General features: G+C 40.0%; 19 protein-coding genes. 8 read left to right on the top strand and 11 right to left on the bottom strand.

Features of this window, described 5'->3' with window-relative positions:
• Positions 1-55: 55 nt before the first annotated feature.
• Complete coding sequence (yccS, locus tag PR834_RS05875; RefSeq protein WP_172767335.1) at positions 56-2206, top strand: YccS family putative transporter; 2151 nt, start codon at positions 56-58, stop codon at positions 2204-2206.
• A 95-nt stretch (positions 2207-2301) separates the two neighbouring features.
• Here the strand turns inward: yccS and PR834_RS05870 are convergent, their stop codons facing one another.
• Complete coding sequence (locus tag PR834_RS05870) at positions 2302-2916, bottom strand: TfoX/Sxy family DNA transformation protein (RefSeq protein ID WP_004256109.1); 615 nt, start codon at positions 2914-2916, stop codon at positions 2302-2304.
• Positions 2917-3147: 231 nt separating this feature from the next.
• On the opposite strand from PR834_RS05870, the gene sulA reads away from it, so the two are divergent.
• The gene (gene sulA, locus PR834_RS05865) at positions 3148-3669 is read left to right on the top strand and encodes an SOS-induced cell division inhibitor SulA (protein WP_036957904.1); all 522 of its coding nucleotides are present in this window, start codon (positions 3148-3150) and stop codon (positions 3667-3669) included.
• 355 nt (positions 3670-4024) lie between these two features.
• Positions 4025-5116 carry a porin OmpA gene (ompA, locus tag PR834_RS05860; RefSeq protein WP_004256113.1) on the top strand — a complete coding sequence of 364 codons (1092 nt, stop codon included), beginning with the start codon at positions 4025-4027 and terminating at the stop codon, positions 5114-5116.
• Positions 5117-5290: 174 nt separating this feature from the next.
• Here the strand turns inward: ompA and matP are convergent, their stop codons facing one another.
• Positions 5291-5758 (bottom strand): macrodomain Ter protein MatP, encoded by a 468-nt coding sequence (gene matP, locus PR834_RS05855; protein ID WP_004256123.1) that lies wholly within the window; start codon positions 5756-5758, stop codon positions 5291-5293.
• Between the two features lie 173 nt (positions 5759-5931).
• Here matP and PR834_RS05850 point away from each other — a divergent pair, with 173 nt between their 5' ends.
• The 3 genes from PR834_RS05850 to fabA all read left to right on the top strand — a co-directional run bounded on the left by PR834_RS05850 (position 5932) and on the right by fabA (position 8668).
• On the top strand, positions 5932-6108 hold the full coding sequence (locus PR834_RS05850; RefSeq protein WP_071585857.1) for a GhoT/OrtT family toxin: 177 nt from the start codon (positions 5932-5934) through the stop codon (positions 6106-6108).
• Positions 6109-6316: 208 nt separating this feature from the next.
• Positions 6317-8053 carry a Lon protease family protein gene (locus PR834_RS05845; protein ID WP_272536511.1) on the top strand — a complete coding sequence of 579 codons (1737 nt, stop codon included), beginning with the start codon at positions 6317-6319 and terminating at the stop codon, positions 8051-8053.
• Between the two features lie 96 nt (positions 8054-8149).
• On the top strand, positions 8150-8668 hold the full coding sequence (gene fabA / locus PR834_RS05840; RefSeq protein WP_004256129.1) for a bifunctional 3-hydroxydecanoyl-ACP dehydratase/trans-2-decenoyl-ACP isomerase: 519 nt from the start codon (positions 8150-8152) through the stop codon (positions 8666-8668).
• A 130-nt stretch (positions 8669-8798) separates the two neighbouring features.
• Here the strand turns inward: fabA and rmf are convergent, their stop codons facing one another.
• The 6 genes from rmf to rlmKL all read right to left on the bottom strand — a co-directional run bounded on the left by rmf (position 8799) and on the right by rlmKL (position 16852).
• A complete protein-coding gene (gene rmf / locus PR834_RS05835; protein ID WP_004256131.1) occupies positions 8799-8969 on the bottom strand; it encodes a ribosome modulation factor in 171 nt (56 codons plus the stop codon).
• A gap of 350 nt (positions 8970-9319) precedes the next feature.
• Positions 9320-9874: a membrane integrity-associated transporter subunit PqiC gene (gene pqiC, locus PR834_RS05830; RefSeq protein ID WP_096864217.1), complete on the bottom strand. Its 555-nt coding sequence runs from the start codon at positions 9872-9874 to the stop codon at positions 9320-9322.
• Entirely contained in the window at positions 9874-11523 is a 1650-nt protein-coding gene (gene pqiB, locus PR834_RS05825; RefSeq protein WP_004256135.1) for an intermembrane transport protein PqiB, read from the bottom strand. The genes pqiC and pqiB overlap by 1 nt, the downstream gene beginning before the upstream one ends.
• Positions 11520-12794, bottom strand: coding sequence for a membrane integrity-associated transporter subunit PqiA (pqiA, locus tag PR834_RS05820; RefSeq protein ID WP_071585858.1), 1275 nt, complete (start codon positions 12792-12794; stop codon positions 11520-11522). Before pqiA ends, pqiB begins: the two co-directional genes overlap by 4 nt.
• A gap of 30 nt (positions 12795-12824) precedes the next feature.
• Positions 12825-14732: an ABC transporter ATP-binding protein gene (locus PR834_RS05815; RefSeq protein WP_004256139.1), complete on the bottom strand. Its 1908-nt coding sequence runs from the start codon at positions 14730-14732 to the stop codon at positions 12825-12827.
• Between the two features lie 11 nt (positions 14733-14743).
• The gene (gene rlmKL / locus PR834_RS05810) at positions 14744-16852 is read right to left on the bottom strand and encodes a bifunctional 23S rRNA (guanine(2069)-N(7))-methyltransferase RlmK/23S rRNA (guanine(2445)-N(2))-methyltransferase RlmL (RefSeq protein ID WP_272536510.1); all 2109 of its coding nucleotides are present in this window, start codon (positions 16850-16852) and stop codon (positions 14744-14746) included.
• 98 nt (positions 16853-16950) lie between these two features.
• Here rlmKL and PR834_RS05805 point away from each other — a divergent pair, with 98 nt between their 5' ends.
• On the top strand, positions 16951-18066 hold the full coding sequence (locus PR834_RS05805) for a YcbX family protein (RefSeq protein ID WP_036957909.1): 1116 nt from the start codon (positions 16951-16953) through the stop codon (positions 18064-18066).
• A gap of 125 nt (positions 18067-18191) precedes the next feature.
• On the opposite strand, the gene PR834_RS05800 is transcribed toward PR834_RS05805, so the two are convergent.
• The 3 genes from PR834_RS05800 to pepN form a co-directional block, all read right to left on the bottom strand.
• A complete protein-coding gene (locus PR834_RS05800) occupies positions 18192-18737 on the bottom strand; it encodes a cell division protein ZapC (RefSeq protein ID WP_004256145.1) in 546 nt (181 codons plus the stop codon).
• 271 nt (positions 18738-19008) lie between these two features.
• Positions 19009-20019, bottom strand: a complete 1011-nt coding sequence (pyrD, locus tag PR834_RS05795; protein WP_272536515.1) for a quinone-dependent dihydroorotate dehydrogenase — start codon at positions 20017-20019, stop codon at positions 19009-19011.
• 323 nt (positions 20020-20342) lie between these two features.
• Positions 20343-22961, bottom strand: a complete 2619-nt coding sequence (gene pepN / locus PR834_RS05790; protein ID WP_164455817.1) for an aminopeptidase N — start codon at positions 22959-22961, stop codon at positions 20343-20345.
• Between the two features lie 544 nt (positions 22962-23505).
• Here pepN and pncB point away from each other — a divergent pair.
• Positions 23506-24720 carry a nicotinate phosphoribosyltransferase gene (pncB, locus tag PR834_RS05785; protein WP_096864222.1) on the top strand — a complete coding sequence of 405 codons (1215 nt, stop codon included), beginning with the start codon at positions 23506-23508 and terminating at the stop codon, positions 24718-24720.
• Positions 24721-25064 lie beyond the last annotated feature (344 nt).

Genomic DNA, 25064 nt, shown 5'->3' with positions numbered 1-25064 from the left:
TGGCAAACAAGCTATCCTATATAGATTAGGGCTTGTCTTACCTTTGAGGTACTTTGTGTTAACACTGCTTACCAGTTATCGTCGCGTGCTATATAACAGTCATTTTTTATATTATATCCGAATCTTTATAGCCCTGACAGGCGCAACCTTAGTGCCGTGGTTGTTAAACCAAGAGCCTAAAATCACCATCCCACTGACATTGGGTGTGGTTGCTGCAGCACTAACTGACTTAGATGATAGGCTAACTGGCAGAATAAAAAATTTAATTATTACACTTTTTTGTTTTTTTATTGCATCAGTTTCTATTGAACTACTTTTTCCCTATCCTTTATTTTTCTTTTTTGGCCTCGCATTTTCTACCTGTGGCTTTATTCTTCTCGGCGCTTTAGGGCAGCGATACGCAACCATCGCATTTGGTGCGCTGTTAATTGCCATTTATACCATGCTCGGCGTACCCATTTTTGATACTTGGTACCAACAACCTGCATTATTACTCACAGGGGCAATTTGGTATAATATTTTAACCTTGATTGGGCATATCTTATTTCCTGTTAGGCCATTACAAGATGCAATAACCCAATGCTATCAGCAACTTTCAGCTTATCTAGATGCAAAAGCCAACTTATTTGACCCTGACTTAGAAGATGACTACCAACGCTCAGTTTATGATTTGGCATTAGTAAACAGTCATTTGGTCAGTACCATGAACCAAGCAAAAATTGCATTACTGAGTCGGTTAAAAGGAGACCGGGGACAAAAAGGTACCCGAAATTCGCTACAATACTATTTTGTTGCCCAAGATATTCACGAACGAGCGAGTTCGTCTCATATTCAATATCAACAACTTAGCCGTACTTTACGTCATTGTGATATTTTATTTCGTTTCCAACGCCTATTAACTATGCAAGCGAGAGCCTGCCAGCAAGTTGCTCAATCTGTTTTATGGCGTAAACAATACCAACATAACCCTCGTTTTGAGCGTACTTTCACTTACATTGAAAAATCGCTACAGCTACTAAAACAGCAATCGCCCGAGCTTCATGAAATTAAGGCCCTATATAACTTACTTAAAAACTTAAAAGGAATTGACGTCCAACTGAAAGGCCTAAGCCTTGAGCAGAGTTCATGGCAGCAAAATAATAAGCAAATAGAACAGTTATCTGACGAATCGTTATCAGGTATTAGTGATATTATTTCGCGAGTTAAGCACCATTTAACACCAAAATCCTCTTTATTTCGCCATGCAGTAAGAATGTCAATTCTCCTTTGTACTGGCTATATCATCATCCAACTATTTGATATGGAAAGAGGATATTGGATATTACTCACGAGTTTATTTGTATGCCAACCAAACTACAGTGCCACTAAACGGCGCTTAGCCCTTCGCATAATAGGAACTATCGTTGGTATTCTTATTGGCTTACCTTTGCTGAATTTAATCCCCTCAATGGAAGGGCAACTTACGCTAATCGTTATTTCTGGTTTACTGTTTTTTATGTTTCGCAGTAGTCAATATGCCCAAGCAACATTATTTATCACACTTCTCGTTTTGTTTTGTTTTAACCTACTGGGCGAGGGGTTTGATGTTGCACTTCCACGGATCATTGACACATTAATTGGTTGTTTTATTGCATTACTTGCAGTGAGTTTTATTTGGCCAGACTGGAAGTTCCGCCAACTTCCCCAAGTCATTCAAAAAACTATGGATAGCAACTGCCGCTATTTAGATGCTATTTTACAACAATACTACCAAGGTAAAGACAACCGCCTTGAGTACCGAATTGCACGTAGAGATGCACATAATAATGATGCAGAGTTCGCTTCTATTGTGTCCAATATGGCTTCTGACCCTAAGTCTTATCGAATCACCCAAGAACAAGCTTTTCGCCTACTCTGCTTAAACCATACCTTACTCAGTTATATTTCTGCATTAGGCGCACATCGTGAAAAAATGCAAAATGAAGGTAACCTTTCATTACTCAACGACGCAATTTGCTATGTTGAATCGTCGTTACAAATCACCACCATTGACCCACTAGTTATTGATAAAAAATCAGATGAGCTTCGCCATAGTTTATTAAACCGAATAGATAACATTTCAACTAGTGATGACGAAAAAACGTTACTTATCATGGAACAAACTAAGTTATTACTCGAATTAATCCCTGAGATAAAACAGATAATTCGAACCATTAGTGCGTCATAAATATACCGATGAGCGGGTATTAAAATCCTAAATACCCGCCCATTTCATATCGCGTAATGTAATATTAATTATAATAACAGTCGCTTTCCGCAGGTTTAGGCTGATGTCAACTCAAAACTATTATACCAAGCAATTAACTCTTGTTTGATATCCTTGGGTAAAACAGCACTATGACACCCTTCTATTGCAGCGGCTAAGCCAATGAGTAACTTAATACTTGGGTTATTCCTACCATGTTTTTTTAGCTTCATAAAACAAGCCTTTGCCCCCATCATACGCAGCTCATCAACATGCGATACTCCGATTTTCCCTAGTGCGCGCTCAACCGACATATTCATATTAGGCAAATCTTTTATGCGCATAGTCATTGATTGCTTTTGTTTTAATTCCTCGATAGCTGAACGATACGCCAACTCAATATATTGGAGAAACAAGGGCTCGTCATGCCAAACTTGTTCCGAAAGTAGATAGTAGCGCATTTCCAATGGAATGCCTTTTTTACTATAAACTAACCGATTAAACCCTGACGCTTCAAAGTGACTTCTTGCCACTAAGCAGCCACGCAAATAAAAACAACCGTCGAGTACCAATCCTACAATGGCATCATCGACTAATAGACAAAATCCACCAAAATGATTTTTGCGTTTTAGCTCGCCAAACTGACTTAACAAACGAGATAAATAAAAAATTTTTTCTTCTTCTAACAACATTACCAAACTCCTTTTTGGGTATGCTCAATTTTCATCCTTGAGAAAAATAATTTTATAACTTCTTTTTTTACAGATAATTACGCATAACTAATTTTGAGAGCTTCCATAAAAAATGCCAAGAAGAATGCAGAAAAAAACAACAAAGTTGCGAAGCGCTTTGAAAAAATAGTCTTGATATTGGATGGATATACAGTTACTGTATGTTCATACAGCATTGTAACGAGGTAAATTATGAGCATCTATTCTTGGAACAACTCAACAGAACATTCTCTTAATAATTACGCACAATCAATCCCTGCGACAGGGCTTACTAACAGCTCTATGCAACAAGGTATGGTGAGCGAGCTTGTTTACGATGAAAAACACCCTATTATGGATTACATTTTGTTGCCAATGCTTCGCCAGTTTGGGGTTCAATCACGCTGGTTGCTCTGGTTAAGCCCTAATAAGAAACTCAGTAAGCACTGGTTAGAACAATCAGGAATACCAACTCATAAAGTTATGCAATTAAACCATATGGAAGATATCACTACGATTGGCGCCATGGAAAAAGCATTAAGAAGTGGTAATTACAGTGTGGTTTTAGGGTGGCTACCTGAAATAAGCGAGCAAGATTTTGTTCGCTTGCAATACGCAGCTCAAGAAGGCCGTTCTATCGGTTTAATTATGCGCCCACAGAAAACGTTTAATATGATTAATACACTAGCAGGACAGCCAAACCACTTAAAAATTCATTCAAATCATTACCACTAGCCAAGATTAAGAATTTTCTTACTAAATTTAACCTTTAGAAATATTTTCCTCTAAAGTTAAATTAAATGTATTGTAGATCAATCAGATAGATAAAAAATAATCATTACAGAAAATATACATATCTCTCTGATTTATACACTAAAAAAATACTTTTTTTAACGATTATTGCTCACTCTACTTGTATCTTTTTAAGTTCGTTGTAGACTTTAGCTTGTTCGGCTTATGGCATTATTTTTTTACTTTTATTATTTTTTTGTAGATAATGTCTGCGAAACCTAGCAAGTAAATTAAACCAATGGCATATAATAAGGCTCAGCGAAGCCAAGCCAATATTGGATGATAACGAGGCGTAAAAATGAAAAAAACAGCTATCGCAGTAGCAGTGGCAGTAGCAGCTTTTGCAACCGTTGCACAAGCAGCTCCAAAAGATAACACTTGGTATACCGGTGCTAAATTAGGTTGGTCTCACTATGAAGACACTAGCCTGAATCCAGCAAAAACTGGTACAGACTATGCAGGTTGGGGCACTGTTGGTAACAGCACTGACCGTGACACAATCGGTGCAGGTGCCTACGCTGGTTACCAATATAACCAATACTTAGGCTTCGAGCTTGGCTATGATTGGTTCGGTAAAATGAAATACAAAGGCGCTGGTAACAGCGGTGACCTGAAATCTATGGGTGTTTCATTAACTACCAAATTAAGCTATCCGATCATGGATGACTTAGATGTTTACACTCGTTTAGGTGGTATGGTTTACCGTACAGAAGCTAAAGCTCACCAAAATGGCCAACGTTTCAAAGAAACTGACACTGGCGTTGCACCTGTATACGCATTAGGTCTTGAGTATGCAATCACTCCAGAGTGGGCTACTCGTTTAGACTACCAATGGGTTAGCAACTTAGGTGATAAAGACAACATCGGTACTCGTCCAGACAACGGCATGCTGAGCGTTGGTGTTGCATACCGTTTCGGTCAAGCTGATGCTCCAGTTGTTGCTCCAGCTCCAGTTGTTGAGCCAGCAGCTCCAGTTGTTGAAAACAAACGTTTCACACTGCGTTCAGACGTTCTGTTTAACTTCAACAAAGCATCTCTGAAACCAGAAGGTCAGCAAGCTCTGAATGAACTGTACAACGAACTGAGCAGCATCGACCCAACTCAAGGTCGCGTACTGGTAGTTGGTTTCACTGACCGTATCGGTTCACAAAACTACAACCTGCCACTGTCACAGAAACGTGCTCAGTCAGTAGTTGACTACTTAGTATCTAAAGGCGTTCCAGCTAGCGCAATCGCTGCAGAAGGCCGTGGTAAAGAAGATCCAGTAACTGGTAACAAATGTGACAACGTTAAAGGCCGTGCAGCTCTGATCGAGTGTTTAGCGCCAGATCGTCGCGTTGAAATCGAAATCCAAGGTACAACTGAAGTTGTAACTCAGCCAGGTGCTTAATTCTTAGCCCTAGTTTGAATTTCGAACTGAAATACAAAAACCCCAATTAATATTGGGGTTTTTTATTACTAAAAATAATCGACACGATACAAAAATTCATTTTTAAAATTAAACTTCCCGCAATCATGTCGTCATATAGCTTGAACTACCAGCACGGATCCTCACAGATCTTCTTTAATTATCTTTTTCCTTTGGTGTTCCAAGGATCGCTTGCAAATCTTGTTTTAATGAGCTCATTTGGCTTTCATATTTATCTTTGTGTTCCGCATCTTCAATCAACTGAATAATAGTTTCAGACAACGTTTTATTACGCTTCACAGCAAGATTAGACAAACGCTGCCATACTGAAAAATTTAAATCTATTGATTTCTTACGTGTATGTGGATGCTCGGCATTGAAATGACGCTTACGCCTCGCCCGAATACTCTGTTTCATTCGGTTATCAAGCTCTGGATTCATATGCTGAGTGATCCACTTTAGTACATCAACCGGTCTATTTTCCATTTTTAGCAGCAAGTCTATGGCTTCTTTTTCTGCGCTTCTTTCTATATAGCGGGTAATTGCTTCGCCACCTCTTGCTTTATTGACGAGGTATTCCCATTTCCAGCCACATTCAAGATTTTCAAGCTGCTGATATTTCATAATTTTTCCTGAAGAAAATTGAACCTATTTTTATATTAGCAAGATTATAAACAAAATACTCATGCAGATATTCGATTTAGTGGAATATTCACTTTTTCAATAAAGAAGGTAAGCCTACCTTGTAAAAATAGTGTACAATCCGCCCCTATCTGTTAACAAATTAATAAAACTGCATGTCCACATTTGAATACATACTCGTCATCTATGGGATTGGCGGTGTATGCGCAATGCTATTTACCCTACTCGTAACAAAAGATCCAAACTTTTTTATGCGCCTACTGAGCGCCATACTTATTGGCTTAACTTGGCCAATGACACTACCCATTGTATTTATGTTTTCGTTATTCTAGTCGATAATTCAACAATTATTGCTGCAAGATTGCCTATCAAAGGCTAATATAACAAGCTTGCCCATTGGGTAATGAATTAGCCTGAAATTTGTTTATAAAACAAACAATGCTATTTAGCAAATTTATTAAATAAACCTTTTTCAGGCATATACGCCCAGCTTACTGGCAGGCATTTTATTTATAACTTTATTAATAGCAGATAATTATAGTGATCAGTCAAGAACTAACATGGCAAGGCCTAATTCCTAACTTATCGTCATTTCAGACGAAATTTGTATCTTCAGAAACGTTGACCCCTGCAATTTTATCAGACATTCAGCCTAGGCTATCTGATGGCATACAACATTTTGTTGATGAATTTGCCCAAACGCGCTTTATGTTTATCAAGTCTGATGAAAGTGAGACATATCTTAGCCTTTATGCTAATGCAATTACCCCATTACTGGCAGAGATAAATACTATTGATGGTGACTATCAATTATCTAAAGATAACCGCGTTTTCCAGTGGGAAAATGGTGTTACAAGCCGTTTTTCTTCTCGTGATAAAATCGCTTACCGTAATTGGATAGAACCCGAACAATTATTTGGCTATGTTACCCCTTCCTTGAATTTAGTCCCAGGCTTACTTCACCAAATCAATGGTGGCATATTAGTTATCGCTGCTAGCACATTAATTAATCAACCTTTAATGTGGGCTCGCCTAAAAAATATGGTTAACCGTCAACAGCTTGAATGGCTGCCTTATTCGGATAATCAACCTTTACCCATTGAAATTGAGCCACAGCCTTTAGAACTTAAAGTCATAATTGTTGGTGACCGACTCGCTCTAGAAGAATTTGAATTTACATCACCAGAGTTATTTAGCTGCGCTATTTATGGCGAATATGAGCCTGTTATGTTCTTCGAAGATGAAGAACAATTGGCCTTATGGATGCGTTATATTAAATCCATTATTGATTCCAATAAATTACCGAATATTTCTCCTGATGGGTGGCTTCCTTTTATCCAACAAGCTGTACGTTACTGTGAGGATAAATTTAATCTTCCTCTTGATAATCTTTGGTTAGTTCGCTCCCTTGTAGATGCCAGCCATTACCATGTCAACCATTTGCTCACTCAAGAGTCATTTAACCAAGCTAACGAAAATCGCCAATGGCGCCATAGTTTCCTAGCAGAACGTACTCAAGATGATATTTTGCAAGAACAGATCTTTGTTAAAACCGAAGGCGAAGTTATCGGCCAAGTTAATGGTTTATCTGTTTTGCAATACCCGGGGCACCCTGACGCTATTGGTGAACCTTCTCGAATTACCTGTGTCGCCCATTTAGGTGATGGCGAATTCACTGACGTAGAACGCAAAGCAGAGTTAGGTGGTAATATCCATGCCAAAGGCATGATGATCATGCAAGCCTATTTAAATTACGAGCTTAAATTAGAGCAACCTCAACCTTTCTCAGCCTCTATCGTCTTTGAGCAATCTTATGGTGAAGTTGATGGTGATAGCGCATCACTCGCAGAGCTGTGCGCTTTAATTAGTGCATTAGCACTACAGCCTATTGACCAGCAAATTGCTATCACTGGTGCGGTTGACCAATTTGGCTATGTCCAACCTATTGGTGGGGTGAATGAGAAAATTGAAGGTTTCTTTGATATCTGTGAAAAACGCGGGTTAACTGGCAACCAAGGTGTCATCATCCCAATGGCAAATGTCCGCCATTTATGCACCAAATCTGCTGTCGTTGAAGCCGTAAAAGAAGGCCAATTCCATATTTGGCCCGTTGAACATGTCGCCCAAGCCATTACTTTACTCACTAAACAACCTTACTTTGAACAGCAAGCTGAAGAGGAAAATGTACACCTGTTAGCTTTAATTCAAGAACGCATTAATCAAGCAAATTCACCGGATAAGACTAGACTTCCTTGGTTCTTAAAATGGATGAGTTAAGTAAAGATTGCGTAAAAAATAGCAGATCGGAGTTGTTCAGCGTACAAGTGTAAGCTATCCTGTAGCCCTACACATAATAAAGGCTATCTTAAGAACATGGTTGATAAACGCGGATCCTACACAAAAGATGATTTAATTGCTTCTGGTAAAGGCGAATTATTTGGAGAAAATGGTCCTCCACTGCCATCAGGAAACATGTTGATGATGGATCGCATCGTCAGTATGACTGAAGATGGTGGCACATTTAATAAAGGTTATGTGGAAGCTGAACTGGATATTAATCCAGACCTTTGGTTCTTTGGCTGCCACTTTACAAACGACCCTGTCATGCCTGGCTGTTTAGGCCTTGATGCAATGTGGCAGTTAGTTGGCTTCTATCTTGGCTGGCTTGGTGGTGAAGGAAAAGGACGTGCTTTAGGCGTTGGCGAAGTTAAATTTACAGGCCAAGTCCTCCCTACTGCGAAGAAAGTCACTTACCGCATCAGCTTTAAACGCGTGATCAACCGTAAGCTGATCATGGGGTTAGCAGATGGTGAAGTCTTAGTTGATGGTAAATTAATTTATACTGCAACAGACTTAAAAGTGGGTCTTTTTAAAGACACGAGCGCATTCTAAGCTTTGAAATGCAAACCTCCGCAATGGCGGAGGTTCTTAAATTGATTGATATCTTTAACTTAAAAACCCGAAAATACTCAAATAAACGAGTACAGGCTATTTAACCTAAAAGATTAAAAGAATGTGGGGGTTACACTACCGCTATGGTTCGATCCTCCATCGCCTTTCGCCAACCACCTAGCCAATGCGACCGAGCATCTACTGCTTGATATGGACACAGTTCTTTAGAGCGCCCTGCTAAACCTGCTTGATAACCTCTTGATAAAGCTCTTTCTAAACGGTCTCGCTTCTGTCTTTTCATGCCTTACTTCCCTCATCATTTAAATGGAAAAGAAAACAGCACCTACTATTTTTTAATAGGTACACTATAGAAATAGCGCCCGTTGATAAAAAAATCAAGTAAAGATTTTCATATATTTGTCATAAATAGCATAAATGTGACTTGTATGTGGCAATTAATATAATCTATTGATTTTAATCATAAATAAAAATATCCTTTTATTTATCATCATATTAGAGAACAAAAGAATTTATCATTCACTAATATATAAATTAAAAAGATATCTATATTTAATAAAAATAATAATGCACCTAAAATATATAAACCATATATATTAAAGGTGCATTTAATATAAAATACTTAGGTAATAACTAGTATTTACCTATCTCTTTCGCAATACTCTCAGCCACTTGCTGCCAGCCCATCGATAACGTACGGACCAACTCCGGGTAACCATCTTCATTTTGATCTAATTGCACATCAAAATTACGGCGGATCACGTTGTTATTATGAGAGTAAGTCCAAAAGCCTTGAACTAATACTTTACCGTCATACCGCCCATTAAAGGCCGTTAAAGTGATATCGAGCGTATCCGGCGAGTTCTGTAATGGCTGCAAAGAAACTAGTTTTTCAGGTAATGCCGCAGATAATTCTCTCACCATCGACTGCCCAAGCTGTTGTTCTAATGGGCTAGCCCATAAGTGTGTACTCGCATTGGTATAACTGACATCTGTCGTTTGGTAAGTAATACCATTTGACGTCAATACATCCGATAACATGATGCGCTGTAACCATACTTGGCCTTTATCCATCACCTCTGCAGATTGTGTCTGAGGAGTTTTCATTGGCAATTGATAATACTTTTTCTCAGGAGTACTACTACAAGCCGCCAATAATAAAACAAATATCGATAATAAATATCTCATTATTTTTTCACTCCTTTAGGCTCAACATCCTTCGTTGGCTCAGCTTCAAAAACTAATGCGTTACTCTTATTATTTAAAGTACGTAAAAGTGGCTGAACTTCTCTCAATACTTGGTCTAAACGCTGCATGTTATCCACCATTTTATTATAGGCTGGTGAACCAGGTTGGAAACCTTGCATTGCACGGTTCATTTCTTGCAGTGTTTTTTGCAAGTCATGAGGTAAATTTTGGAACTCTTTACTCGCCATCACTTTGTTGAGCTGTGCCAACATGGCATTAGCTTCTTTAACAACTTTCTGCCCTTCTGCCAATGTTTGTGTGGTTTGATTAAGCATTGGTTCAATTGGCATATTGTTAATTTTATCCAACACTGCAATGACTTTTTGTTGAATTTGCGCTAACCCTGCACTGGTTGTCGGGATAATTTTATAGCCAGCAACTACAGTTGGGCCTTTATAAGGCTCTGCATTTTGCACAAAATCCAAATCAACAAATAATGCGCCAGTTAGCAAGTTTCCTGATTTTAATGATGCCCTTAAGCCATCTTTCAAGGCTAAATTTAATTCATTTTTCAAATTAAAATTCTTACCGACATCTTTAGAGAAACGCTCTGGCTCAATGTGAATCAAAACCGGAATTCTAAAGTCATTATCCAGTGATTGGTCTAAACCTTCCGTATAAAAAGGCACTTGTGCAACGGTACCTAAACGAATACCACGGAACTCTACTGGCGCTCCGGGTTGCAGGCCTCGCACTGAGTCTGAGAAAAACAAAACAAAATCTTGATACTGCGTATACAAGGAATTTTGAATACTACTTTGGTTATCAAACAGTTGGAATTCAGTATTTTCCTTCACATTTGCACCTGGAACCCACCCTGTTGGAACATCAAAACTCACACCACCGGTCAGTAATGTGGCTATTGAGCCCATTTCAACGTGAACTCCTTGGGATGACATATCAAAAGCAATGCCGCTGTCTTTCCAGAAACGTACATTTGAACTAATCAATTTGTCATAAGGCGCATTGATAAATAATTGGTAGCGCATATCACGCTTGTCCATATCAAAGTCACTAGTTTCAACAGAACCAACTCGGTAACCACGGAATAAAACTGGGTCACCTGGGTTTAGTTGCCCTGCCTTATCGCTCACCAATACAACACGAATTCCCTTAGCATCTGGTGATGCAAGAGGCGGAGTATCCAATAAGGTGAACTCGAAATGTTCTTTTGCCGCTAACCCCGGTTGAAGCTCAATGTAAGCACCTGAAAGTAATGTGCCAAGCCCAGTGACGCCATCACGCCCAATTGTCGGTTTTACAATCCAAAACGCGGAATCGGTACGCAACAATTCTTTCATTTCATTATTCAAGCGCGCTTTAATAATCACTCGACTAAAGTTGTCATCAAGTGTCACGCTTTCTACAACGCCAATATCAACGCTGCGACTTTTAATTTTCGTTTTACCCGCTTCTATTCCTTCAGCATTGTAAGTGATTAATGTCACTTCAGGGCCTTGGTTGCTAAAGTGGTAAAATAAAACCCAAGCACCAAGCAAGAGCGTCACTATTGGGATCACCCATACAGGCGACCAACTTTTTAGCTTGCTAATTTTGGCATTGGCCTGCGGTGTTTCTTTTTCAGTCACCCGATGACTCCTTCTTGTTCAACAGTATTTACTGCATTTTTTCTTTCACAGCGATCCCAAGTTAATCTAGGGTCAAAGGTCATCGCTGCAAACATTGTGAGAATAACAACCACACCAAAGAAAATAATCCCCATCGCAGGGACAATATTCATCAACTGCCCCATTTGAACCAAAGAGGCTAAAATAGTGATAACAAATACATCTATCATTGACCAACGACCAACATATTCCACCAACTCATAAATAAAATGCATACGATGTGGGTCACGATTACCGTACCCCTTGGAATCTAGGCAAAGCCATGCAATTCCTATCATTTTCAATGTAGGCACCATGATACTGGCCACAAAAATCACCATGGCAACAGGATATGACCCGTCTTCCCACAACAAAATGACTCCGTCAATAATGGTCGAGTTTAATGCGGTTCCCAACGTATTTGTGGTCATCATTGGTAGTACGTTAGCAGGGATATACAACATAATTGATGTCACTAAAAGTGCCAAAGTCCATTGTAAACTTTGGTTTTTCCGTACACTACCATGGGAGTGACAACGTGGGCATTTTGATTGTTCGGCAGGTAAAATCGCCGTACACACAAGACATAAACGTACATCTTGTTTAATACCCGTCTGGCCCACGATTAACGGCTTATCTAATTTCGGAGCCGCTTCAATTCTGTTCCATAGCCAGTGACGATCTAAGCATTGAAAAGCCCTTACTTGCAGCATGCAGTACGCGCAATAAGGTAAAAAGCTTAACCCGATGCCAATATCACCGTAAGCTATCAATTTAACAAAACTGACTAAGACCCCCGCTAGAAAAATCTCAGCCATACACCACGCTTTCATTTGGAACAGTATACGGGTGATCACCACTTTAATACCTTTAGGAATATGAACTTGCAACCCTAAAAGGATAATGGTGACCATGCAAAATGCAGGAATAATCAATGAAAAGAATAGAAAAAATAGTGCCAGACCGCTATAACGCGTGGTTGCTATAATTTCAATGATTTGGAATAGCGAAATTTCATTTTCAATCCCTGCGGCGCCCATCTTAACAAAAGGGAACAAGCAGGCAACAAACAGCATAATTAATGCACTGAATGCATATGCTGCCGGCTGCTTATACGGGTATCGCCACTTTGAGACCAATGTGGTTTCGCAGCGTGGACACGTTGCCTTGCTCCCTTGTTCCAACTCAGGAACTGCAACCAACATGTCACACTGAGGACAAAGCACATGTTCATGAGACGCATGGTTGCACAAAGTGTATTTGCTCCTTTAATTAAAACGTAATTAGCCGTTCTTCAGCAATTCAAGCTCTTGCCAACGGTCAAATGCTTGCTCTAGTTCAGCTTCTTTTGCTGCTAGCTGACTCAGCGTTTTTTCTGTTACATCATGTGGTTGATTGAAAAAATCGGCATCACCAACTTGAGTTTGCAATGTTTCAATTTCACTTTCAAGTTGTTCCAATTTTGCTGGCAATTGTTCCAATTCACGTAATAAATTGTAACTGAGCTTATTTGAACGTTTTACCGTTTCTTTCGGTTTCGTCTGTTTATCTTGGGCAGTCACTTTACCCGTTTGTTCTGCTTTCAAACTCACTGTTTGTGCTTTTTGCTGCTGAGCATCGTAATATCCGCCCGCAAAACGCTTAATAACCCCATTACCTTCGAAGATCCAACATTCTGTCACACTGTTATCAACAAACTCTCGGTCATGGCTAACCAATAAAACCGTTCCTTGGTAACCATCAACTAGCTCTTCGAGTAACTCTAAGGTTTCGACATCAAGGTCGTTAGTCGGTTCATCGAGGATCAATAAGTTACTTGGTTTTAGGAATAAACGCGCAAGCAACAAGCGGTTACGCTCACCACCAGAAAGCGCCCTAACAGGAGTCATCGCACGTTTTGGTGGAAACATAAAGTCTTGTAAATAGCCTAAAACATGGCGTGGCTTGCCATTGACCATGACTTCTTGTTTGCCTTCTGCCAAGTTATCCATCACGGTTTTATCTGGGTCCAACGCCGCACGATGCTGGTCGAAATAAGCAACTTCCAACTTAGTCCCACAATGAACTCGTCCGCTATCTGCTTGTAAATCCCCTAGCATTAAGCGCAATAATGTTGTTTTACCACAACCGTTTGGCCCAACTAGCGCGATTTTATCGCCACGTAATACTTGAGCTGAAAAATCTTTTACCAGTACTTTATTATCAATCTGGTAATTCACATTTTCCATTTCGAACACAATTTTGCCAGAACGGGCTGCTTCACCCACTTGCATTTTCGCTGTGCCCATCACTTCACGACGCTCTGAACGCTCTACGCGTAGCGCTTTCAGCGCACGAACACGACCTTCGTTACGAGTACGTCGCGCTTTAATACCTTGGCGGATCCACGTCTCTTCTTGGGCTAATTTACGGTCGAATTCTGCATTTTGCATCTCTTCAACACGCAATGCTTCTTCTTTATTCACCAAGTAGTCATCATAATTACCCGGCCAAGAAGACAGCTGCCCACGGTCTAAATCAATAATACGTGTTGCCATATTACGGATAAACGAACGGTCATGGGAGATAAATACGATGCTGCCTTGGAAATCTTTTAGGAAGTTTTCCAGCCAAAGAATTGTTTCTATATCTAAGTGGTTGGTTGGCTCATCTAAAAATAGTACTCTTGGGTTACTCACTAACGCACGGCCCAAAGCGGCTTTACGAAGCCAACCGCCTGATAGTGAAGACAGTTCTGCATCCGCAGGTAAACCGAGTTTTTTCAGCACATCACTGATACGAGAGTCCAGCAACCATAAATTACGATTATCTAACACCTCTTGTAATTCAGCTAATTTATTTAGATTCTTTTCACTCGGGTCGGTTTCGACCTCTTTTGCAACATGGTGATAATCTTTGAGGTACTGAGCCTGTTCTGCAACACCTTCAGCCACAAAATCAAAAATAGTGCCTTCAATATTACGCGGTGGGTCTTGCTGCAAGCGTGCAACAACTAAATCTTGCTCATAAACCAATTGGCCATCATCTAACGGCTGTTCTTTCGTTAACACACGCATTAACGTTGATTTACCCGCACCATTGCGGCCAACCAAACATACACGTTCGTTATCTTCGATATGAATTTCGGTATTATCCAGTAATGGGGCATCACTAAACGAAAGGTATGCACCCGACAAATTAATTAAAGCCATTGATTCTATCCTTACTCTGCGTGGCTAATTAGCCAGCAGTTATGTATTTGGCGGTTACGAGCAAAATCTTCTGACAGTGTTTTCGCTGTGATTTCTTGTGCTTGTAATCCTAATTCTTTAATTGCTTCAAGATCCATTTTAAAACCGCGTTTGTTATTAGAAAACATTACGGTTCCACCACGGCGTAATAACCGCTTTAGGTGGGTAATCAATTGGATATGATCTCGTTGTACGTCAAACGTACCATCCATGCGTTTTGAATTTGAAAATGTTGGGGGATCAATAAAGATCAAATCAAATTGTTCCCGGCTATTCGCCAGCCAACTCAAGCAATCCGCTTGAATTAAACGATGTTGGCGACCTGTTAGCCCATTCGCTTGTAGGTTTTTCTCAGCCCACTCAAGATAAGTGCGTGACATATCTACGGAAGTGGTGCTTTTCGCGCCGCCAAGCCCTGCATGCACAGTGGCAGTGCCGGTGTAACAGAACAAGTTTAAGAAATCGGCATCTTTACTCATCTGGCCTAACATTTTACGGGCAATACGATGGTCAAGAAATAACCCTGTATCCAGATAGTCCGTCAAATTCACCAACATTTTCGCATTGTATTCTTGCACTAAAAAGAAATCGTCTTTTTGCGCTAATTTCTCATACTGCTGCTTGCCTTTTTGGCGCTGGCGCGTTTTTAACACTAGCTGATTCGATGTCAGTTCTAGCACATTCATTGTTGCAGTGATCACATCAAATAGGCGTTGACGAGCTTTGCGTTCATCAACGGTTTTCGGTGGCGCGTATTCTTGGATCACCACTTTATCGCCATAAATATCAACCGCAACATTGTATTCAGGTAAATCAGCATCATAAACACGATAACTATCAATGCCTTGTTGTTTTGCCCATTTACTTAATTTCTTGATATTTTTACGTAAACGATTTGCAAAATCAGGTGAAATTTCCGCTATCGTTTCTGATGGCGTAGCCGCTAGCTGGTAGTTTTTCTGGACACAATCTAAAGGACCATTCTTAGCTTTAAATTCACGCTCTGAACGCAGTTGCAAACAGCTGAGTAACTCAGGAGAAGCACTAAAAATCGATAAACGCCAACCAGGGAAGCGTGCCTTCACGATCCGCCCTAACTGGCTATGTAGCGCAATTAAAGCAGGCTCACTTTCTAAACGCTCCCCATAAGGGGGATTGCTAATAATCGTGCCTAACGCATCGGCCTTAACTGGGTTTTCCAATGCAGCGGCATCACCTTGCTTAAAGGTGATTAAATCTTGTAACCCTGCACGGCGCGCGTTCGCACGAGCCATTTCCAGTACGCGCTTATCGATATCAAAACCATAAAAACGCGATGTCGTTTCTTTCAAACCTTGGCGGAAACGCACTTGCGCTTCCGTGGTTAGTTCACGCCAAAGTTCCGCGTTAAATTTCGACCATGTATAAAAGCCCCAATGCGTACGGTGTAACCCGGGGGCTTTATCTGTTGCCATCATTGCGGCTTCAATTAACAAGGTTCCTGAACCGCACATTGGGTCGACCAAGGGTGTTCCTTGCTGCCAACCTGAACGGTTGATAATTGCTGCCGCCAGCGTCTCTTTTAAGGGCGCTTGACCTGCCAAATCACGGTAGCCACGAATATGTAATGAATCACCACTTAAATCGAGTGCTACACTGGCTTTTTCTTTATTTAAATAGACGTTAATACGAATATCCGCTTGCTGGCGGGCGACATCAGGGCGCTGGTCTAGCTTGCGTACGAAGCTGTCTACGATAGCATCTTTCACTTTCAATGCACCGTATTGGCTGTTGCGAATTTCTTCGTTAGTCCCTGTAAAATGAACAACAAAGGTATCATTGACGGAGAAAATCTCACTCCAGTCGATTGCTTGTACACCGAGGTACAAATCTAAGTCACTGTAGACGTCAAAATCATTCAGTGGCAATAAAATACGCGATGCCAGCCGACTCCACAGTAGGCTTTGGTACATCACACGTTCGTCGGCCTGAAAATAGACACCCCCTTGGGCCACTTTGCATTGGCTAGCGCCAAGCGATTCTAATTCCGTTTTCAGTAGTTCTTCAAGGCCGCGAGCTGTGCTGGCAAACAGAGAATTCATAGTATTTATTACCAATTTGGATGAAAAATTGTTGCGCATTATAGCTAATCTTATGCAGTTGTCATAAAGTTGCTACGCACAATTATAAGGATTAAAAAATGATAACGCTTTCGCGCCTTTACACACACCCAGTTAAATCTATGCGAGGAGTTCGTTTATCCCACGCCTTCGCTGATATTAGCGGTTTGACTTTTGATCGTAATTTTATGGTAACCACGCTGGAAGGTAAATTTATTACGGCGAGAAAATATCCACAAATGTTACTTTTTACACCGGTAATGCTCAATAATGGTCTTCACTTGCGAGCACCAAATGGCGAAAGTGCGACGGTATTGTATCAGGACTTTGATGAGAAGCAGAGCCCTACTGAAGTTTGGGGCAATCATTTTCATGCACTTATTGCACCTGAAGCAATAAATAGCTGGTTAAGTACCTTTTTTGACGAACCGGTACAATTACGCTGGCTAAGCCCGCAGCTTTCTCGTCGCGTCAAAGAACACCAAGATGTGCCGATGTCTTTTGCTGACGGCTACCCTTTCTTACTGATCAACGAAGCTTCTGTCCAAGAACTGCAACGCCGTTGCCCTGCCAGTATTAAATTAGAACAGTTTCGTGGCAACTTAATTATTACAGGCGCCAAGCCTTTTGAAGAAGATACATGGAAAACCATTCAAATTGGTGATGTCATCTTTACATTAGATAGGCCATGTAGCCGATGCATTTTAACTACCGTTAGCCCAGAGAAAGGGATCAAACATCCCCACAGTGAGCCACTTGCGACATTACAAACCTTCCGTTCAGATGAAACAGGTGATGTCGATTTTGGCCAAAATGTGATTATTAAAAATACCGGTGTTATTCGTGTTGGCGATACCCTGACGGTATTAGAAACTAAACCAGCAAAACAGTATTTAGTTCAAGAGCGGGAAAGTGACCTAGCAGCTAATAGTTTAAATACTCAAGCCAATAAGGTCAGTTTAGTTTTTGGAGAAACAGAATATACCGGTGATAACCAAAATGTGATCCTGGAGCAATTAGAATCCAATGGTTTAACTATCCCTTATTCATGTCGAGCTGGCATCTGTGGTCGCTGTAAAATTAAGCTTATTTCTGGGGAGGTCACCCCGTTAAAACAAAGTGCCATTAAAGAAAACGGTTATATACTCGCCTGTAGTTGTATCCCGAAAACATCCGTTAAATTAGCGTTTAATTAAGCGTTGATTTTGCTTTTTAACACCATCAAGGTTTCAATTCTACGATGGTGTTAAACGCTCAAAACTAGATTAATTAGCAAAAAAACTTTTTGTTTCACTATTCTTTTTTGATCTCTAGCGATCATTTAAATAGCATTACCGTATAATTGACGTTTCACTTTAGATGAATATTCAAGCATGCGATCGTTCATGATCTTAATTGGATCGCAAAATCGTAAAGTTCGATCGGGTAATTCTAAAATTGGTTCCGCTAATAAACATAAACTCGCAGAAGGGCCAGCCTCAGCAATAATAAATGTGGAATAATGGTTCGTATTTTCTAAACACACTTGAATTATTTGCCCCTGCTTAGGCTCATTAATATAGTGAAATGAAGAAAAGTACCAACTCTTTGGCATCTGTGGCTTTAAAAAACGAAAAGCAACTAAACTATTTAAGACTAATTCAGCTCTTTCTTCTTGAGTAATATTTAGCCTTTTAGCCTGCTCATCAAATAAATAATATTCACCTGCATCTTCGATACTAAAAGGCATCTCATTACGAGCAAAAACCGTTAGCATCTTAGCAGGAAAACATGAACGAAATATCATGCCGTTGGCGAGATCTAACATCACCCTATTATGGTCATGATCAAAATACCAACGCCAATGATCATCAGGTTTAATATTCATAAACGATCCTTTAGCGATTTACCGGTAAATAAAGTAGAAATGATCTCTATAATGATCCTTTCTAAATTTACTCTAAGGCTATTTTTATATGCTAAAAATTGGATCTGCTAAATAAGAAGATGCGTTAGAAATAACTGGATAATATTGTTATCTAAATAGCAAATCTACTGAAAATTGAGTTCAACTTGATACAAAAATAGCCACTATTAGCAATATAGTTTAAAAGGGGGAATAAATAAACCCCCTTGATACGTAAATTTACAATTTATTACTAGATATGATTAACAATATCTTTAATTAATTTTGGCCCATGATAAATAAAACCAGAATAAATTTGAATTAAAGAGGCACCCGCTTCCATTTTTTCACGCGCCGCGGTAAGGGAATCAATTCCACCTACTCCAATTATTGGCAGCTTTCCATTTAACTCACGTGAAATAATCTTAATAACTTGTGTACTTTTTAATTGCACAGGACGGCCACTTAACCCACCAGCCTCATTACAATGATTTATCCCTTGAACCAAAGAACGATCTAGCGTGGTATTCGTTGCAATAACGCCATCAATATTATGCCTAACTAGGCTATCTGAAACTTGGATAAGTTCCTCTTCAGATAAATCAGGCGCAACCTTTACAGCGACAGGTACATATTTTTGGTGCTGTAATTGTAATTCCAGTTGTTTTGCTTTTATACTACTTAATAAATCATCTAGTGCTTCGCCATATTGTAATGTACGCAAGCCTGGCGTATTTGGTGAGGAAATATTAATAGCAATATAACCTGCATGAGTATAGACCTTATCCATGCAAATTAAATAGTCATCTTTACCTTGTTCAACAGGTGTATCTTTATTTTTGCCAATATTGATACCAATGACCCCGCCGTAATTCGATTTTTTAACATTCTCAACAAGGTTATCGACACCTTTATTATTAAAACCCATCCGGTTAATTAAACCTTCTGCTTCTACAAGTCGAAATAACCGCGGTTTGTCATTACCAGACTGTGGACGAGGAGTTACCGTACCAATTTCTATAAACCCAAAACCCATTGCACCAAATGCATCAATACATTCACCATCTTTATCTAAACCCGCGGCGAGCCCTAGTGGGTTTTTAAAGGAAAGCCCCATGCATTGAACGGGTTTAGTGGCAACAGATTGGCGAATAAGACATTGGAAAGGGGAATGGTTCAAACGTTGAAGCTGGCGAAAAGTCAATTCATGAGCTTTTTCAGGGTCGAGCTGGAACAGTGCCTTGCGGGCAAGATGATATAACATATCCAATAACCTATTTTTACTAGTGCGTTTCAATAAAATAGACATTATGTCGCGCGCCAAAACCCTCGCCAAAGACTGATTGCCGAGTTTTCACTGTGCGAACTATTTTTCGTCGGATAAAACGCGCTATAGATTACCCTATCTCACCGCGCTTTTACCATGAAAAAATCAATAAAAATTCATTTGCCTGGTTTTTTGGGGGAAAACAACCACTTTATGACAGTTATCTCTCATTTAATATTCCATTATTGTCATAAACAAATAAGCCGCTAAATTAATTTTAGCGGCTTATTAAAACCAATAATTGGTTAGCTATATATAAATCAGCTTTCTAACGCTTTGGTAATTTTTTCAAATAGATCACCAGAAAGGTTATCGAGCGCTTTCAATTGCTCAAGCACTTTGCGCATCTGTGCTTGGCGCTGTTCATCATAACGTTTTAAACGGATCAACGGCTCGATCAGCCTCGAAGCCACTTGCGGGTTACGTGTATTCAGATCGACTAAAATTTCATACAGGAATTGGTAACCACTGCTATCTTTCGCATGGAAATTAACGGGATTCCCTGCTGTGAAAGCACCGACAAGTGAGCGAACACGGTTCGGGTTACTCATACTAAATGAGCGGTGATTCAATAATGCACGTACATTGGCAAGCGCTTCTTTTGCAGGGTTCGCCCCTTGCAATGTAAACCACTTATCCATGACTAACCCGTCATGGTGCCAACGCTCATCAAAGTCTGCCATTAACTGTTCTTTACAAGCTAACTGTGATTCATTTGCTGCGGTCAATGCGGCCAGCGAATCCGTCATGTTATCGGCAGATTGGTATTGTTCCAGCACTAAATTGTTCGCCAGTTCGCTATCATCACCCGCCGCTAAGTATTGCAGGCAAATATTACGCAATGAACGTTTAGCAATATCTTGGTGATCAACACGATAGCCATCAATATTAATGGAGCGATAAACGGTGAGAAGCTCATCATGCATTTCTACTGCTAAATGATGATGGATAAAATTCACCACTTCGTGGATCGCTACCGGGTCAATAACCGTAAATAATTCTGCAAGCTCATTTTCGGAAGGCAACGTTAAGATCAAGGCGACTAACGCAGGGTCAATCGAATCACTTAATAATACACCGCGAAAAGCATCAACTACTGGCTCAGGTAAAACTAAAGCCTCACCATTTTGATAGTGAGCCACGTTAATTTTTACATAATTATTAATGAGTTGCTGAGCAGCATCCCAACGAGCAAATTCATTGCTTGCATGCTGCATCAAGAAAGCTAATTGCTCATCTGTGTAGTTGTAATCTAATTTTACAGGGGCTGAAAACTCACGCAATAAGGAGGGAACTGGGCGACTTGTCACCTCATCAAAAACAAACGTTTGAGTTTCTTGCGTAATGTTTAGCACTGAATTTACCACACTACCATCACGTTTTAGCGTAATAATTCCACCTTGCTCATCATAGAGCTCAATATCCAATGGGATATGTAATGGCAGCTTTTCAGCTTGATCCGCTGTAGCTGGTGTCATTTGGCTAACATGTAGCGTATATTGCTGTTTTTCTGGTGAATATTCATCACGCACAGTTAAAACTGGCGTCCCTGATTGGCTATACCAACGACGAAATAGTGATAAATCAACATTTGACGCATCTTCCATCGCCTGCACAAAATCGTCACAGGTTGCCGCACTGCCATCATGGCGATGAACATAAAGTTGTATTCCCGCTTGGAACATTTCCTCACCGAGCAGCGTATGGATCATGCGAATGACTTCAGACCCTTTTTCATACACTGTTAAAGTATAGAAATTGTTCATTTCGATGACTTTGTCAGGACGGATTGGATGCGCCATTGGGCTTGCATCTTCAGCAAACTGGGCTGAACGCATCACTTTAACATTGTTGATACGGTTAACAGAGCGAGAGCCTAAATCAGAGCTAAATTCTTGATCGCGGAAAACAGTTAACCCTTCTTTTAAGCTCAATTGGAACCAGTCACGGCAAGTGATACGGTTACCAGTCCAGTTATGGAAGTATTCGTGACCAATCACAGATTCGATATTCAGATAGTCTTTATCCGTCGCTGTCTCACTTTTAGCTAAAACATATTTAGAGTTAAAGACATTCAAACCTTTATTTTCCATGGCTCCCATGTTGAAGAAATCAACGGCAACAATCATATAGATATCAAGGTCATACTCTAAACCAAAGCGTTCTTCGTCCCATTTCATGGCATTTTTCAGGGACTGCATTGCCCATGGTGCACGGTCTAAATTACCTTTATCGACAAAAAGTTCTAATGCAACTTCACGGCCACTACGAGTGACAAATATGTCTTTTAAAACGTCAAAATCGCCTGCAACTAAGGCAAATAAATAACTTGGTTTTGGGAATGGGTCTTCCCATTTCACCCAATGGCGGCCGTCTTCTAACTCACCTTCTGCGATACGGTTACCATTTGATAATAAATAAGGATAACGTGATTTATCCGCTGTAATTGTGGTGGTATAGCGAGCCAGCACATCTGGTCGGTCTTGGTAATAGGTAATATGGCGGAAACCTTCCGCTTCACATTGTGTGCATAACGCCTCACCTGAAACATATAGCCCTTCTAACGCTGTATTTTTTTCAGGGCTAATTTCATTCACAATCCGCAGTGTAAAAGATTCAGGTAATGATTCAATAATCAATTTACCTTCAGATTCTTTATAGTTTTTCCACGCTTTGCCATCGACTTCAATACTGACTAGTGATAAATCTTCGCCATTGAGTTCAAGTGTTGATGACTGAGAGTTAAGGCGTTTTACCTTGCTTATTGCGGTAACGACTGTCTTCACTGGGTCAAGATTAAAATCGAGGTCAATTTCTGTAATTGTGTAATCAGGTGCTTGATAATCCTGACGATATTTCGCTTGTCTTAGCTGGGTCATAAGTAACCTTTTAATTCGTTATATTCAATATCGTACTGCTTTATTACTTATACAATACTATAAGCCACAATAATGTGAATGGATTTGAGAAACATTTTCATCAAAAAATGTTATCTATTTTTATGGCAATGTTAGCTTTGTATGTCACACTCTGCTTAACTTTGTTAAAAATTCGTTTGTTTGTTGGTGCTATAGTACTATTAAATATTTTATAGCGTGTTAGTATCTTTTCGTGATTAATGCTTTTTGTCTATTTCTATGGAACATAATACGAATAAAACGTATTTATTTGATTTTATAGTAATACAAAAAGGCAATGCGCGAATTTAGGTTGCCGTGCTCCTTGAAACCAAGAGGTAGAATAACACTTCTATCTTTTGCTAAAGTGGGTATACTTTTGCAACTTTAACGATTTAGCTAACGACTATTGCTGCTTTTATCTCATTGTGAATTTTTGAAAAATCAAACAGGTTTCAAGGGAAACAAGAGTAAAAATGAATAGCATTAGTGGTAAAGATAAGCTCCGCGAGGATGTCTGCGTGCCATGAATTTAGACGCTACACCAATTATTACATCACTGCTTGATACCGATGCTTACAAGCTTCATATGCAGCAGGCCGTTTTCCACCGTTACCACCAGGTACCGGTTGTCGCTGAGTTCCGCTGTCGTAGCAGTGAGATCTTAGGTGCTTACGCCAATGAAATCAGGCAACAAATTCAGTTGATGGCTAACTTATCACTTTCTGATAATGAACTGAATTTTCTCCGCCGCTTACCTTTCTTCCAAGAAGACTACCTTACGTGGTTAAAATCATTCCGCTTTAACCCTGAACAAGTCGTTGTCAGTACCACCGACGAAGGCCAATTGGCTATTCGCATTAGTGGGCCTTGGCGTGAAGTGATCATGTGGGAGGTACCACTCCTTGCATTGGTCAGTGAAATCATCCAAAAAGATAGGCACCCAAACATTCATCCTGATGATGCTGTTCAGCAACTTAAAAAGCTGTTAAATGTTTTTTATCAACAAGCTGATGAGCACCAACTTGATTTGTCTAACTTTAAGCTAATGGACTTCGGGACACGCCGCCGTTTTTCCTACGATGTGCAATCCGCCATTGTTTCGATGCTTAAACAAGAATTTCCTTACCTTGTAGGGACGAGCAATTACAAACTTGCTCACGAGTTAGGCCTAGCCCCTGTTGGCACACAAGCCCATGAGTGGTTCCAAGCCCACCAGCAAATCAGCCCTGAATTGGCAAATAGCCAACGCGAGGCATTGCAGAGCTGGCTAGATGAATACCCTAATCACTTAGGTGTCGCATTAACTGACTGTATCACCATGGATGCCTTTTTGCGTGATTTTGATGCTAACTTTGCGAACCGCTACCAAGGGTTGCGTCATGATTCAGGGGACCCGATCGAATGGGGCGAAAAAGCCATTGCTCATTACCAAAAATTGGGTATCGATCCTATGAGCAAAACACTGGTGTTCTCTGACAGCTTAGACTTACAAAAAGCACTTGAATTATATCGTTATTTCCACCAACGGATTAACCTTGTTTTTGGTATCGGCACTCGTCTAACCTGCAATATTCCGAATGTTACACCGCTAAATATTGTGATCAAATTGGTAGAGTGCAATGGTAAGCCTGTCGCTAAGCTATCTGATAGCCCAGGAAAAACCATTTGCGAAGATGATGAGTTCGTCAATCAACTCAGAAAAGCGTTCGACCTCCCTAAAATGGAAAAAGCCAGCTAATTAAGTCTCTTTTCCCTAGCTCTGAGTAAGAATTTGCACTTTTCTTGCCCAGAGCTTCAAAACCCCCTTTTTCTTTTATTCACTTACTATTACTATAGCTTTTAAGCTCAATAACCACGCTTCGCTTCAACAGAAATGTTTTATCGCGATTTTTTACTTGTTTCCTAATAAATGGCAAGTAACATAGAGCTTTGGCCCCTGAAAAATGGGATTTCGTTAATATCCCTACTTTAACTATTTTAATCGCCATAAACCGATGACATTTTTTGAATAATATTCATAGATATAAGCGGTCGAATGGATTTAAAACAATTTGAATTACATCCTAAATAATTCGAGTTGTA

The organism is Providencia sp. PROV182 (genome assembly GCF_028480325.1).
GTDB classification, from domain to species: domain Bacteria; phylum Pseudomonadota; class Gammaproteobacteria; order Enterobacterales; family Enterobacteriaceae; genus Providencia; species Providencia hangzhouensis.
Note: the sequence above shows the minus strand (reverse complement) of the source record. Positions and strands in the feature narration are given on the sequence as shown.